The organism is Curtobacterium sp. 9128 (assembly GCF_007673775.1).
Lineage (GTDB): Bacteria > Actinomycetota > Actinomycetes > Actinomycetales > Microbacteriaceae > Curtobacterium.
On record NZ_VEAF01000007.1, the window covers coordinates 178,514 to 192,938 of the forward strand.

Annotated in this window: 12 protein-coding genes; 3 read left to right on the forward strand and 9 right to left on the reverse strand. The window is 71.3% G+C overall.

Annotation, left to right across the window (positions count from 1 at the left end):
• Window positions 1–32: 32 nt before the first annotated feature.
• The 8 genes from trmD to aroA all read right to left on the reverse strand — a co-directional run bounded on the left by trmD (window position 33) and on the right by aroA (window position 9,490).
• Complete coding sequence (gene trmD, locus FS641_RS15780; protein ID WP_144765529.1) at window positions 33–719, reverse strand: tRNA (guanosine(37)-N1)-methyltransferase TrmD; 687 nt, start codon at window positions 717–719, stop codon at window positions 33–35.
• Between the two features lie 5 nt (window positions 720–724).
• Window positions 725–1,330 carry a ribosome maturation factor RimM gene (gene rimM / locus FS641_RS15785; protein WP_144765531.1) on the reverse strand — a complete coding sequence of 202 codons (606 nt, stop codon included), beginning with the start codon at window positions 1,328–1,330 and terminating at the stop codon, window positions 725–727.
• Entirely contained in the window at window positions 1,287–1,523 is a 237-nt protein-coding gene (locus tag FS641_RS15790; protein WP_022905822.1) for an RNA-binding protein, read from the reverse strand. Before FS641_RS15790 ends, rimM begins: the two co-directional genes overlap by 44 nt.
• A 4-nt stretch (window positions 1,524–1,527) precedes the next feature.
• Window positions 1,528–1,941, reverse strand: a complete 414-nt coding sequence (rpsP, locus tag FS641_RS15795) for a 30S ribosomal protein S16 (RefSeq protein WP_144765533.1) — start codon at window positions 1,939–1,941, stop codon at window positions 1,528–1,530.
• 169 nt (window positions 1,942–2,110) lie between these two features.
• Complete coding sequence (locus FS641_RS15800; RefSeq protein ID WP_144765535.1) at window positions 2,111–4,228, reverse strand: FAD-dependent oxidoreductase; 2,118 nt, start codon at window positions 4,226–4,228, stop codon at window positions 2,111–2,113.
• 2 nt (window positions 4,229–4,230) lie between these two features.
• Window positions 4,231–5,070 (reverse strand): SDR family oxidoreductase, encoded by an 840-nt coding sequence (locus FS641_RS15805; RefSeq protein WP_144765537.1) that lies wholly within the window; start codon window positions 5,068–5,070, stop codon window positions 4,231–4,233.
• A gap of 87 nt (window positions 5,071–5,157) precedes the next feature.
• Window positions 5,158–6,327 (reverse strand): acyl-CoA dehydrogenase family protein, encoded by a 1,170-nt coding sequence (locus tag FS641_RS15810; protein WP_144765539.1) that lies wholly within the window; start codon window positions 6,325–6,327, stop codon window positions 5,158–5,160.
• Between the two features lie 4 nt (window positions 6,328–6,331).
• Complete coding sequence (gene aroA, locus FS641_RS15815) at window positions 6,332–9,490, reverse strand: 3-phosphoshikimate 1-carboxyvinyltransferase (protein ID WP_144765541.1); 3,159 nt, start codon at window positions 9,488–9,490, stop codon at window positions 6,332–6,334.
• 118 nt (window positions 9,491–9,608) lie between these two features.
• Here aroA and FS641_RS15820 point away from each other — a divergent pair, with 118 nt between their 5' ends.
• A complete protein-coding gene (locus FS641_RS15820) occupies window positions 9,609–10,748 on the forward strand; it encodes a glutamate--cysteine ligase (protein WP_222122117.1) in 1,140 nt (379 codons plus the stop codon).
• Between the two features lie 285 nt (window positions 10,749–11,033).
• Here the strand turns inward: FS641_RS15820 and ffh are convergent, their stop codons facing one another.
• Window positions 11,034–12,584 (reverse strand): signal recognition particle protein, encoded by a 1,551-nt coding sequence (ffh, locus tag FS641_RS15825; protein WP_144765545.1) that lies wholly within the window; start codon window positions 12,582–12,584, stop codon window positions 11,034–11,036.
• 94 nt (window positions 12,585–12,678) lie between these two features.
• On the opposite strand from ffh, the gene lipB reads away from it, so the two are divergent.
• A complete protein-coding gene (lipB, locus tag FS641_RS15830; RefSeq protein ID WP_144765547.1) occupies window positions 12,679–13,353 on the forward strand; it encodes a lipoyl(octanoyl) transferase LipB in 675 nt (224 codons plus the stop codon).
• Window positions 13,350–14,333, forward strand: a complete 984-nt coding sequence (gene lipA / locus FS641_RS15835) for a lipoyl synthase (RefSeq protein WP_144765549.1) — start codon at window positions 13,350–13,352, stop codon at window positions 14,331–14,333. The genes lipB and lipA overlap by 4 nt, the downstream gene beginning before the upstream one ends.
• Window positions 14,334–14,425: the final 92 nt, after the last annotated feature.

The following is a 14,425-nucleotide window of genomic DNA, read 5'->3' on the forward strand; positions in this document are numbered from 1 at the left end:
CCACGGGCCTCCCGTCCGTCAGGTGCGGCCGTCTACGGCAGCAGGTCCGGTCGGACGCGCCGCGTCCGCTCCATCTGCTGCTCGTGCCGCCACGCGGCGACCCGCCCATGGTGCCCGCTCAGCAGGACCTCCGGGACGTCGAGGTCCCGCCAGGACGCGGGCTTCGTGTACGAGGGGTACTCCAGCAGCCCGTCCTCGTGCGACTCCTCGACCAGGGACTCGGGATTCCCGACGACGCCCGGGACGAGCCGACCGACGGCCTCGATCATGGCCATCGCGGCGACCTCGCCGCCGTTCAGCACGTAGTCGCCGAGCGAGAGCTCGACGACGGTGCAGCGCGACGCCGCCCACGCGAACACCCGGGCGTCGATCCCCTCGTACCGCCCGCAGGCGAAGACGAGGTGGTCGGCGTCCGCGGCGAGCGAGCGCGCGATCGACTGCGTGAACGGCGTCCCGGCCGGCGTCGGGACGACGAGCGTCGAGGAGCCGTCCGGTCGCAGCAGGGACTCCAGCGCCTGCGCCCACGGTTCGGGCTTCATGACCATCCCGGCACCGCCGCCGTACGGGGTGTCGTCGACGGTGCGGTGCCGGTCCGTCGTCCAGGTGCGCAGGTCGTGCACGTGCACGTCGAGCAGGCCTCCCTGCCGCGCCTTGCCGAGCAGCGAGACGTCGAGCACCCCGAAGAACTCCGGGAAGATCGTGACGATGTCGATGCGCACGACGGCTACGAGACCGTCTCGGGACGCGACGTGTCCTCGGGGTCCTCGAACAGTCCGGTCGGCGGCGTCACCGTGACGGTGCGGCCGGCGATGTCGACGGACGGCACGATGGCCGAGACGAACGGCACCAGGACCTCGCCGCGGTCCGGCGTGGACACCGCGAGCAGGTCCTGTGCCGGCATGTGGTCGACCCGGGCGACGGTACCGACCTCGACGCCGTCGCGCACGACACGCAGGCCGACCAGCTGGTGGTCGTACCAGGCGTCGTCCTCGCCGGTCTCTTCATCGGGGTCCTGGTCGACCCAGAGGATGGCCCGCGCCAGGGTCTCCGCCGCCGACCGGTCACCGATGCCCTCGAAGAAGGCGACCGGGTGGCCGTTGTACCAGCGGAGCTCGTCGATGGCGATGGTCTTGCCCGACCACGGGGAGTCCTCGGGGACCTGGAGCGTGAAGACCGCTCCGTGCGTGAACCGACGATCCGGGTCGTCGGTGTAGAGCTCGAGCTTCAGACCGCCCTTGAGCCCGTGCGCCTTGGTGATGCGACCCACCCGGAGCTGGGTCGCCTCGTCAGGAATCGGTGTCGACCACGTCGACCCGCACCCGCTTGCCATCGGCGAGAGCCGTGACGAGGGTGCGGAGCGCCTTTGCGGTCCGACCGGCGCGTCCGATCACGCGGCCGAGGTCCTCGGGGTGCACACGCACCTCGAGGACCTCGCCCCGCGCGGAGGTGGAACTGGCGACGCGCACGTCGTCAGGGTGATCGACGATCCCCTTGACGAGGTGCGTCAGCGCGGATTCGAGCAAGGAATTACGCCTCGGTCGTCTCTGCGGCCTCGTCAGCCGAGTCGGCGGGAGCGGCCGGGGCCTTCTTCTCCGACTTCGGCTGGAGGACGGCCTTCTTGGCGGTGTCGGCGACGAAGGCCTGCTTCGGCTCCGCGACCTTGACCTTGGACTCGGTGTCCTTCTCGCCCTTGAACTTGGCCCAGTCACCGGTGAGCTTCAGCAGCGCGGCGACCTGCTCGGTCGGCTGCGCGCCGACGCCGAGCCAGTAGAGCGCACGCTCGGACTCGATCTTGATGACCGAGGGCTCCTCGGTCGGGTGGTACTGACCGATCTCCTCGATGACGCGGCCGTCGCGCTTGGTGCGCGAGTCGGCGACGACGACACGGTAGTACGGCGCCCGGATCTTACCGAGACGCTTGAGACGGATCTTGACAGCCACAAATGCTCCTGTTGCGTGTTGTTGTGGTTGAACCGGAACCGCGGGCGTGGGGGCACGCGCGGTGGAAGCTCGGATGAGATCGTGCACCGCTGGATAGAGGGTCGAGCGGACACGATTCGACCGTTCATTCTTGCAGGTTTCCGAGCAAGAAGCGAGCCAGGGCGCGCCGTCACGGTGCGAGGGAACGGACCGCCTCGAGTGCCTCGGAGGTCGCGCGCACCGCGTCGACGCTCCGTGCGTCGCGTGCGCCACCGACGACCGCGTACGGCACGCCGGCCGCCCGGAGGCCCGGCTCGAGTCCGGCGGCACCGTCGCGGTCGGCGTGCACCGCGGTCTCCTGCCCCGCACAGACCACGACGGAGTCCGCCGGGATCCGCCGCTCCTCGCCGTCCTCGTCGCGGATCCACAACGCACCCGGTTCGATGCGGAGGTACTCCTGCACGCCGCCGACCATCCGGACGCCCGCGTCCCGGAGGCGGCCGAGAGCGACCCAGCGCGACGTGAGCCCGACGCCCTGGCCGAACTTGCCGGAGCGACGGAGCACGGTGACCTGGTCGCCGGGGCGGGTCGTCCGCACGGCGACCGGCTGGCGCTGTGGCAGGTCCCCGAGGACGTCGGACGCCACGGGGACGTCCCAGCGCTCGGCGAAGTCGGCGGCGCGGACGACCTCGTCCGGCGACTCGGTGAGGAACGCCGCGGTGTCGACACCGATGCCGCCACCGCCGATGATCGCCACGGTGCCGGCCGGGACGCCTTCGCGCAGGGCCCGCTCGTAGCTGAGCACGTGCGGCAGGTCGGCGCCGGGGACGTCGACCTCGCGCGGGACCACGCCGGGGGCGAGCACGACGGCGTCGCTGTCCAGGAGGTCCGCCGTCGTCGCCGCGCGGCCGAGGTGCACGGTCGCACCGCGGTCGTCGAGCTCGGCCCGGGCAGCCCGGACGGTCGCGGCGTAGTCCTCCTTCCCGGGGATGACCGCGGCGAGGCCGAACTGCCCACCGAGCTCCGCCGCGGCCTCCCACAGCGTGACGCGGTGGCCACGACGGGCGGCGTCCACCGCGGCGGCGAGCCCGGCGGGGCCGCCGCCGACGACGTCGACGCGCTTCGGGTCGGTGGTCGGTCGTGCCGGGAAGGCCACCTCCCGCGCAGCGCGGGGGTTCACGAGGCAGGAGACCGGCTGCCCGACGATCGATCGGTCGAGGCAGGCCTGGTTGCAGCCGATGCAGGTGTTCACGAGGTCGAACCGTCCGGCGAGGGACCGTTCCACGATCGACGGGTCGGCGAGGAACGGCCGTGCGAGCGCGACCGCGTCGAGCAGCCCGTCGGCGAGGACGGCCTCACCGTCGCGGAGGTCGGTCATCCGGTTCGAGGCGATGACCCGCACGTCCGGGTACGGCGACGCCCGGACCACGCGGGCGATGCGCGACGCGTGGGTGAGCCATGCCCCGTGCGGCACGGCGGCCTGCACGGTCGGGGTCCTGGACTCGTGCCAGCCGATGCCGACCGAGATGCCGTCGAGTCCGAGCGGCAGCAGGTCGTGGACCAGCGCGTCGACCTCGTCGTCGGTCGAGGACCCCGGCATGAGGTCGGCGCCGGACAGGCGGATCGTCACGGCGAGGTCCGGGACGGCGGCGCGGACCGCCTGCACGACGGCGACCGGGAAGCGCCGCCGAGCCTCCGCAGAGCCGCCCCACGCGTCGTCGCGGAGGTTCGTCAGCGGCGAGTGGAACTGGTTGATCAGGTAGCCCTCGGACGCCATGATCTCGACGCCGTCGAACCCGATGTCCCTGGCGGTGCGGGCGGCAGCCGCGAAGTCCGCGATGGTGCGCTCGATCTCCTCGCCCGTCAGCGCCTCGGGCAGCACGCCCCTGGCCGCTGCCCACGGCAGGGCCGACGGCGCCACGGCACGCTGCGGGTTCCCGTGCCGGTCGGTCATGCCGCCGACGAGCGCGTACCGCCCGGCGTGGAAGAGCTGGGCGAGGATCGCTCCGCCCTCCCGGTGCACGGCGTCCACGGCCACGCGGAACCGCTCGTCCGCGCCGTCCACGCCGAACACCGCGAAGTCCGGGCCACCGCGGGCTTCGTCGTTCACTGCGATGCCCCCGGTGATGATGCACGTCGCTCCCCCGGCGGCCCGCTCACGGTAGAACGCCGCCATCCCGGCGCCGCCGTCGTCGTGAACCTCGAGCCCGGTGTGCATCGACCCCATGACCACCCGGTTGGGCAGCCGCAGTGGGCCGAGCGTCCACGGGGAGGCGACGACGGCGACGTCGGGAGCGGCGGTCGCCATGGCTAGGAGGCGTCCGCAGCGGTCGTGGCCGGCGGCAGCACCGCGTCGCGCAGTGGCGACGTCGTGTCCGCCCAGTACGGCGGCGCGATGACCGTCAGGCCGCCGTCCACCGACAGGACCTGCCCGGTGATGTACGACGCCTTGTCCGACAGCAGGAAGTCCACGGCGTCCGCCATGTCGTCCGCGGTGCCCGGGCGCTGCAGCGGGAGCTTCTCGTAGACGGTCTCGATCGGCGCCTGGCCGGGGACCTTCGTGTAGAAGTACTCGAGCGAGTCCGTGTCGATGAGTCCGCCGTTCACCGCGTTCACGGTGATCTGCCGCGGGCCGAACTCGACCGCCATGTACTTCATGTAGGACTCGCTCATCGCCTTCGCGGCACCGAGTGCGGCGTACGTCGGGAACGCCCGGAGCGACCCGTACGACGTGACGACGACGATCCGGCCGCCGTTGTCCATCAGCTCGGCGGCACGCTGGGCACCGAGCACGAACGAGCGCGCGTTCGTCGCGTAGCTGCGGTCGAGGTGGTGCAGCTTCAGGTCCGCGACGGGCTTGAACGCGCTGGCGGCGGCGTTCGCGACGAAGTAGTCGAGGCGGCCGTACGTGTCGCGCACCAGGTCGAACAGCGCGTCGATCGACTCCGGCTGCTCGATGTCGACCTGCGCCGTGATGCCGTCGCCACCGGCGGCCTTGACGTCGGCCAGGGACTCCTCGGCCAGGTCGGCGTTGCCCTTGTACGTCACCACGACGGTGACGCCGCGCTGGCCGAGCTTCTGCGCGAGCAGGCGGCCGATGCCGCGGGAGGCCCCGGTGATGAGCGCGATGGGTGCGGTGCTGTCGGTCACTTCAGTCCTTCTTGTTGCATGAGCAGGGTGCGGACGGGAGGCTCGTGGCGGGCTCGCCACGAGCCTCCCGCCCGGTGCGTTGTGCGGCTAGAACCCGGCCTGGCCGGTCACGACGGCGCGGCCGACGACGAGCTTCTGGATCTCGTTCGTGCCCTCCTCGAAGCGCTGCGCGCGGGCGTCGCGGTAGACGCGCTCGATCGCGTTGCGCTTCCAGTAGCCCTGGCCGCCGTGCACCTGGAGGGCCTTGTCGGTGACCCGCGCGAGCATGTCGACGGCGACCATCTTCGAGGCGCTGGAGAGCGTACCGGCGTCCGGACGGCCCTCCTCGTAGGCACGCGCCGCCTCGAGCACGAGGGCCCGGGCCGCGGCGATGTCGGCGTAGTTCTCGGCGATGTAGAACTGGATCGCCTGGCGGCTGGAGAGCTTCTTGCCGAAGGTCTCGCGCTCGTTCGCGTACTCGACCGCGAGCTCGTTCGCGCGCTCGGCCAGGCCGACGGCGCTCATCGCGACGGACACGCGGCTCGGGAGCAGGAAGCCGCCGAGTGCGACCTCGAGGCCCTGGCCCTCCTCGCCCAGGCGGGCGCTCGCGGGGATCGGGGTCTCGGTGAAGCGGAGGATCGCGTGGTCGGTGCCGCGGATGCCCATCGTGTCCGAGTCGTCGATCACCTCGGCACCGGGGAGGCCGGTGTTCGGCATCAGGAACGCGACGGTGCCGTCCTGGCCCGTGGTGCCCTCGAGTCGGGCGGCGATGAGCCAGTAGTCGCACTTGACGCCGAACGTGATGAGGTGCTTCTCGCCGTTCATCACGTAGGTGTCGCCCTCGCGACGGACCGTCGTGCGGATGTCCGCGCCGGTGCCGGCGGTGGCCTCCGTCAGCGTGAACGCGACGAGCTTGTCCCCCGCGACGCTCGGCTTGACGACCTGCTCGATCTGCTCCGTCGAGGCGTAGGGGGCCATGGCGCGCCAGGTGCCGTTGATGACGTGCACGAGCATGCGGATCGACGCGTGCGATCGCGACACGATCTCCATGACCTCGAGGTAGCGCGAGAACGGGATCGCGCGGCCGCCGAGCTCGGTCGGCGCCGCGAGCGACAGCCACCCCTTGTCCTTGAGCTCCTGGAAGAGCGCGGGGGCCACCTGGCCGGTGCGCTCGATCTCGTTCGCCCACTCTTCACCGCGGCCGCGCACCCACTCGGTGACCTCGGCCTTGAGCTGCTGGAAGTCCTGTTCCACTGCGGTTTCCGTGACCATCGTCATCGTTTCAGTTCTCCTTCGTCGCGACGAGCGCGGCCGCCTGCTCGCGCAGGACGTTCTTCTGGACCTTGCCGACGGCGTTCCGCGGCAGTTCGTCGATGTACTCGAGTCGCTCCGGCCAGTAGTACTTCGACACACCGGACTTCTCGAGGTACTGCTGCATGGTGGCGAAGTCGAGCGTCTCGTCCTGGCGGGCGGACACGACGAACGCGCAGGCGCGCTCCCCGAGCCGCTCGTCGGGCATCGCCACGATCGCCACGTCGGTGACGAGCGGGTGCTGGTAGAGCAGGTTCTCGATCTCGACCACGGGGATCTTCTCGCCACCGCGGTTGATGACGTCCTTGACGCGGCCGGTGATCGACAGGAAGCCCTTGTCCGACAGCTTCGCGAGGTCACCGGTCTTGTACCAGCCGTCCTCGGTGAAGACGTCGTCGGTCAGGTCGGGGCGGTCGAGGTACCCGTCGAACATCGTCGGCGAGTGCAGCTCGAAGTTGCCCTCGGTGCCGGCGGGGAGCTCGTTGCCCTCGTCGTCGACGATGCGGATCCGGATCCCCGCCAGCGCGCGACCGTCGTGACCGTAGGCGTCCGCCGGGTCGTCGGACGGGCTGGACAGCGCGCCGAGGCAGGTCTCGCTCGTGCCGAACGCGCCGAGGATCGCGGTCCCGAGCACGGTGCTGGCCCGCTGTGCGAGCGCACGCGGCACCGCGGCACCGGTCGGCACGAAGACGCGGAGCGACTCCGGCTGCGGCGCTCCGGCCTCGACGAGGTCGACGAGGTCGGTGAGGAAGGGCGTCGCACACTGCACGAAGGTCGCTCCGGCAGCGCCGAACGCCTGGTCGAGGGCGACCTTGCCGTCCCACACGGGCTGGATGACCTGGGCGGCGCCGAGCCGGAAGGCCAGCAGCATGCCGTACAGGAAGCCGGTCTGGTGGGCGAGCGGCGACGGGATGTAGATCCGGTCGTCCTTCGTCAGGCCGGACTGCGCGACGTGCATCGCGGTGGCGAGGCCGAGCGTGCGGTGCGGGTGCTGCACGCCCTTCGGTTCGCCCGTGGTGCCGGAGGTGAAGAGCAGCTGGCAGACGTCGTCCGGCGTCGGGGCGTGCGAGCGGATCTGATCGACGTCGACCTGCACGCTCTCGAGCGCGGTGTCGAAGTACCGCCAGTTCCACTCGCTCGCGCTCACGCGGTCGAAGGCGTCGGCCGGCAGCGGGGGCTGGTTCGTCGGCGTGTCGTCCTGGCCGCGGGCCTCCGAGCGGATCACGACGACGTGCTCGACCGACAGGCGACGCTTCTGCGCCTTCGCCTCGTCGACGACGTCGAGCAGCTCGAGCGCCGGGCGACGCTTGCGGAACACGTTCGGCAGGAACACGACGCGGGCCCGGGACCGGGCGAGCGTCATCGTGGTCTCGCGCGGCCCGAACACCGGCATGATCGGCGTCGCGACCGCGCCGATCTGGATCGCACCGAGGGTGATCGACACGAACTCGCGCCAGTTCGGCAGCTGCATGGCGACGGACTCGCCGGTCCGCACGCCGAGCTCGAGGAGCAGGGCGGAGACCTTGTCGGCCTCGTCCTGCAGTTCGCGCCAGGTGGTGTTGACGGGCTCCGGTCCGCCGACCTCGATCACGGCGAGGCCGTCCGGGTCGGTCTCGGACAGCGTGCGGACCTTCTCGGACAGCACGAGCGGGTCGGCGTCCACACCGGTGAGCTCGGGCAGGTCGGCTGCTGCGGCGACCTGGTCGGTGTCCTCGCCGAGGTCGGTGTGCTGGTCGGCGACGTCGGCGCGCTCGGCGCGGGTGTCGGCGGCGGCCATGGCGGCCTCGGCGTCACCGACCTCCATCTCGAGCCCGACGGAGTTCATCGCCTCGAGGAAGGTCGGGTAGGAGATCCGGTAGGCGCGCGGGTACGTCAGTGCGGAGACCCCGTCGGCCTTCGAGGCGGCGACGGCGAGCGACATGAGCACGCGGTGGTCGTTGAAGGACGACATCGACGCACCGTGTAGCGCACCCGGGGCGACCCCGGTGACGCGGAGCTCGTCGGCCCCCTGCTCCGCGCGCCCGCCCATGCGGTTGAGCTGGAGCATCGCGGCGACGCGGTCGGACTCCTTGAGCCGGATGTGCGCCACGTTCCACAGCCGGGTCGTGCCCTCGGCGAAGGTCGCCATCGTGGACAGGATCGGCAGGAGGTCCGGGATCGGCTGGCAGTCGATGTCGAGGGGCTTCAGCGGCGAGCCGTCGTGCTCGATCCGGACGAAGCCGGTCTCCTCGTCGATCCGCATCGGCACGCCCATCGCCGTCGCGAGGTCGAGGAACTCGCTCTCCGGGTGGTCGGTGTCCGCTGTGGTGAACGAGGTCATGCCGCGCAGCAGCACGTTCGACTCGCGGATGCCGGCGGCGGCGATGCCGAACGCGGCCGAGCCGATGTCCGGCGGGATGACGTAGTCGTGCGGGGTCGCCTGCTGGTTCGCCGGGATCCGGTACTCGAGCCAGTCGTCGGAGACCTCGACCTGCAGCCCGAACTGACGCATCATCCGAACCGTGAGCTCGACGTACGGCTGCTCGTTCAGGCGGCCGCCCGTGATGTGGACGCGCGTCTCCTGCTCGGCGAACGGCGCGACCAGGAGCAGACCGGAGATCCACTGCGACAGCGTGCCGGCGATCGTGACGTCGCCGCCGCGGGGACGCTTCGGCTGCACCGTCACCGGCGGGCAGTCGTTCGTCGCCTCGAGCTCGACGCCCATCTGGGTCAGGGAGGTCAGCAGTGCCTTGATCGGACGGCGCTGGAAGTACTTCATGCCCGACAGCGTCATCGGCTTGTCCGCCAGGGACGCCAGGCCCGTCATGAAGTAGAGCGTGGTGCCGGACGACCCCATGTTGAGGAGGCCGTCGGCTCCGCGCGAACCGTGGTCGACGACGTCCGTCGCCTCGTAGCGGCCGCCGAGCCCGGTGACGTGGTACTCGTTGCCGCGGCGCTTGACGTCGACGCCGAGGGCGCGGAGCGTGCCCACGGTCCACTCGACCTGGCGCGTCGTGCTGATGCCGGAGACGATGCTCGTCCCCTTCGCCAGCGACGCGAGGACCAGCGCGCGGTGCGCGTGGTACTTCGAGACCGGGATGTCGAGCTCTCCGACGAGCGGTGCGGTCGTACCGCGGACCACCAGCTGCATGCGTTCCTCTTCCCTGTTGAGCGCTTCTACGGTAGTCCCCATGGGTAAGTCCTGAGAAACTGCATCCCACGACGGGGCGAACGCTTGTTTGTGCGTGTCCGACAAGGACCCGGGCAGGATGTCCACCATGGACATCCGCTTCACCGAGTCCCCGGCGTCGACCATCGGCGTCGAGTGGGAGCTGCCCCTGGTCGACCGTGACACCGCGGACCTCACCCCGCGGGCCCCCGCGGTGATCGCCGCTGTCCGCGAGCGTCTCGGCTCCCGCCAGCAGGTCACCGAGGAGCTCCTGACGAACACCGTCGAGGTCGTCACGGGCGTGCACCGCACCGTGCGGGGAGCGACTGCGGAGCTGTCCGGGATCATCGGCGAGGTCGTCGACGCCGCGGAGCCGCTCGACGCCCAGGTCATGTGCTCCGGCACGCATCCGTTCGCCGTGTGGGATCAGCAGGAGATCACGCCGGACAGCGAGCACTACACGACGCTCATCGACCGGACCCGGTGGTGGGGCCGCCAGATGCTGATCTGGGGCGTCCACGTGCACGTCGGCATCGACCACCGCGACAAGGCGCTCCCGATCCTCGGCGCGATGCTGGCGTACGTGCCGCACGTGCAGGCGTTCACCGCGTCGAGCCCGTTCTGGGCGGGCACCGACACCGGGTACGCGTCGAACCGGGCGCTGATGTTCCAGCAGCTGCCGACGGGCGGGTTGCCGCCGCACCTCGGCGCGTGGGCGAACTTCGAGGAGGTCGTCGGCGACCTCACCCACACCGGGGTGATCGACGGGGTGCAGGACCTCCGCTGGGACATCCGGCCCTCACCGCAGTGGGGCACGCTCGAGAACCGGGTGTCCGACGGCATCTCGACCGTCGACGAGGTCGGGGCCGTCACCGCGCTCGTGCAGAGCCTGGTCACGGAGTGCTCCGACCGACTCGACGCGGGCGAGACCCTGCCGACGATGCAGCCGTGGTTCGTCCGTGAGAACAAGTGGCGGGCGGCCCGCTACGGCATGGACGCGGAGATCATCACGAACACCGCCGGGGACGAACGACTCGTCACGGACGAGGTGCACGACCTCGTCGCGCGGCTCGACCCGGTCGCCGAGCGGCTCGGCTGCCAGCAGGAACTGCACCACCTCGACACGATGATCGAGCACGGTGCGTCGTACCAGCGGCAGCTCGCGGTCGCACAGCAGCACGACGGCGATCTGCGCGCCGTGGTCCGTCACCTGGTGCAGGAGCTGCGCGACTCGCTCTGAGCGCGGCGCGCGCCGCCGCCCGCCCGGCGCGCCCGCCCCGACACCGCCCCGCGCGCGGACTCAGAACGACACGGTCGCTGTCGTACGACAACCGCAGTGTCGCTCGTGCGCGCCCGCAACTGCTCGCGCGCGCAACGAACGACACCGTCGTCGTCGTACGACAGCGACGATGTCGTTCCGAGTCGGCGGGAGGAGACAAGACGGGCGCGCGCCCGCCGATCAGCAGACGGACACCAGGCCCGTGGCGGATCCGCCACGGGCCTGGTGTCCGTCATTCGGGCGCGCTCAGCGCCCCAGGAACTTCTGCAGGCTGGCCAGCTCCTCTTCCGTGGGCGCCTTGCCGTTCTTGCCGCCGCCGAGACCGAGACCGGAGCCCTTCGGCGCCTGCTGCGGGGCCGCGGCAGCACCGGCGGCCAACGCGGCACGCTTGGCCGGGTTGCCGACCTTCTTCTTCTTGGCGCCGCCCTGCTGCTGCTTCTTGCCGCCGTGCATGCCCGGGATCGGACCCATGCCCGGCATCTGCGGGACGCCGCCACGGGCGACCGTCTTCATCATCTTGGCGGCCTGCTCGAAGCGGTTGACGAGCTGGTTGACCTCGGTCACGGTCGAGCCGGCGCCCTTCGCGATGCGGAGGCGGCGGGAGCCGTTGAGGAGCTTCGGCAGCTCGCGCTCCTGCGGGGTCATCGACTGGATGATCGCCTCGGTCCGGACGATCTCGCGCTCGTCGAAGTTGTCGAGCGCCTCGCGCATGCCCTTGGCGCCGGGGAGCATGCCGAGCATGCCCTTGATCGAGCCGGCCTTGCGGAGCTGCTGCATCTGCTGCAGGAAGTCGTTCAGCGTGAAGTTGTCGGTCGCGATCTTGTCCGCGACCTTGCGCGCCTCTTCCTCGTCGAAGGCACCCTGGGCCTGCTCGATGAGGGAGAGGATGTCACCGAGGTCGAGGATGCGGCTCGCCATGCGGTCCGGGTGGAACGGCTCGAAGTCGTCGAGCGACTCGCCCGTCGACGCGAACATGATCGGACGTCCCGTGATGCTCGCGACCGACAGGGCCGCACCACCGCGGGCGTCACCGTCGAGCTTCGAGAGGACGACACCGGTGAAGTCGACGCCCTCCTGGAAGGCACGCGCCGTGGCGACGGCGTCCTGACCGATCATCGCGTCGATGACGAACAGGACCTCGTCCGGGTCGACCGCCTTGCGGATGTTCGCCGCCTGCTTCATGAGCTCGGCGTCGACACCGAGGCGTCCGGCGGTGTCCACGATCACGGTGTCGTACTGCTGGTCGACGGCTGCCTTGATCGCGTTCTTCGCGACCTTGACCGGGTCGCCGACGCCGTTGCCGGGCTCCGGGGCGAAGACGTGCACGCCGGCCTGCTCGCCGACGACCTGGAGCTGCTGGACGGCGTTCGGGCGCTGGAGGTCCGCCGCGACGAGCATCGGGGTGTGGCCGTCCTTCTTGAGCCACTTGCCGAGCTTGCCCGCGAGCGTCGTCTTGCCGGCGCCCTGCAGGCCCGCGAGCATGATGACCGTCGGCGGCCGCTTCGCGAACTCGAGCCGACGCTGCTGGCCGCCGAGGATGCCGACGAGTTCCTCGTTGACGATCTGCACGACCTGCTGCGCGGGGTTCAGCGCACGGTTGACCTCGTCCGACAGGGCACGCTCGCGCACCGCGGCGGTGAAGGACTTGACGACCTCGAGCGCGACGTCGGCGTCGAGCAGGGCCCGGCGGATCTCGCGGACGGTGCCGTCCACGTCCGACGGGGAGAGTCGCCCCTTCGTCCGCAGGTTGCGGAAGGTCTCGGTGAGCCGATCAGAAAGAGATCCGAATTGCGCCATGATCCGACGATTCTACAGGGACCCGTCCGACACGACCGGTGACCCGACTGCCGGGTTGTTGGACGCCGTCCACAAACGTCGTACGATGCCGTCCATGCCGGAACTCGAGGTCGTCCGCCCACCGGGACTCCTGCCGTACGCGGAAGGCCTGGCGCTGCAGCGACGCCTCCGCGCCGACGTCGTCGCGGGGCGGTCGCCGGGTGCGCTCGTGGTCTGCGAGCACCCGTCCGTGTACACCGCCGGACGACGGACCGAGCCGACCGACCTGCCGACGGACGGCTCCCCCGTCGTCGAGGTCGACCGCGGCGGCCGCATCACCTGGCACGGCCCAGGGCAGCTCGTCGCCTACCCGGTCGTCCGCCTCGCCGAGCCGCTCGACGTCGTGGCGTGGGTGCGTGACCTCGAGCAGGTCCTCGTCGACGCCGCAGCCGCCGTCGGGGTCCACGCGTCGCGGGTCACCGGCCGGAGCGGCGCGTGGGTCCGGCACGAGGACGGCACGACCGACAAGGTCGGCGCCGTCGGCCTGCACGTCGCCGAGGGCGTCACGAGTCACGGGATCGCCCTCAACTGCGACAACGCGCTCGACGCGTACCGCGCCATCGTCCCGTGCGGCATCGCCGACGCGGGTGTCACCACCCTGAGCGCCGCCGCCGCGCGGCCGGTCACCGTCGCCGAGGTCCGGGACGTCGTCGCACACCTGGTCCAGCGGGCGTTCGACGGCATGCACACCGGACACCGCATCAGCACCGAGGAACGGATCCCCGCATGACCCTCGCTCCGGAAGGCCGCCGCATGCTCCGCGTCGAGGCCAGGAACGCCGCGACCCCGATCGAGACCAAGCCCCCGTGGATCAAGACCCGCGCGACCCAGGGCCCGGAGTTCCGCGAGGTGTCGGCGCTCGTCCGCGCGGAACAGCTGCACACCGTCTGCCAGGAAGCCGGGTGTCCGAACGTCTTCGAGTGCTGGGAGGACCGCGAGGCGACGTTCCTCATCGGCGGTGCGCAGTGCACCCGACGGTGCGACTTCTGCCAGATCGACACCGGCCGCCCCGAACCGCTCGACCGCGACGAGCCCCGCCGCGTGGCGGCCTCCGTCGCGAGCATGGGCCTGCGCTACGCCACCGTGACGGGTGTGGCGCGGGACGACCTGCCCGACGGCGGCGCCTGGCTCTACGCGGAGACGATCCGCGCGGTCCATGAGCACTCCCCCGGCACCGGCGTCGAGATCCTCGTGCCCGACTTCAACGGCCGTCCAGACCAGCTCGGCCAGGTGTTCGACGCACGTCCCGAGGTCTTCGCGCACAACGTCGAGACCGTCCCGCGCATCTTCAAGCGGATCCGCCCGGCGTTCCGGTTCGAACGGTCGCTCGACGTGATCAGCCAGGGACGGGACGCGGGGCTCGTCACGAAGTCGAACCTCATCCTCGGCATGGGCGAGGAGCGCGCCGAGGTCGAGGACGCCCTCCAGCAGCTGCACGACGCCGGGACGGACATCATCACGCTCACGCAGTACCTGCGCCCGTCGCCCCGGCACCTGCCGGTCGCCCGGTGGGTCAGGCCCGAGGAGTTCGTCGAGCTCCGCGAACTCGCCGAGGGGATGGGCTTCGCCGGCGTGCTCGCCGGTCCGCTCGTGCGGTCCTCGTACCGCGCCGGTCGGCTGTGGGCGCGGGCCACGGTCGCCCGCGGCGGGACGGTGCCGGAACACCTCGCACACCTGGTCGACGCGCCGGTCGGACGGCAGGCCGTCTGACCGGCGGTCGGCCCGGCCACGGACATACAGGAGGCCCCCCCCCCCCCGCCGCGGGGGGGGCCGTCCGCGGGCGGGGCGCGGGCGGTGGCGGC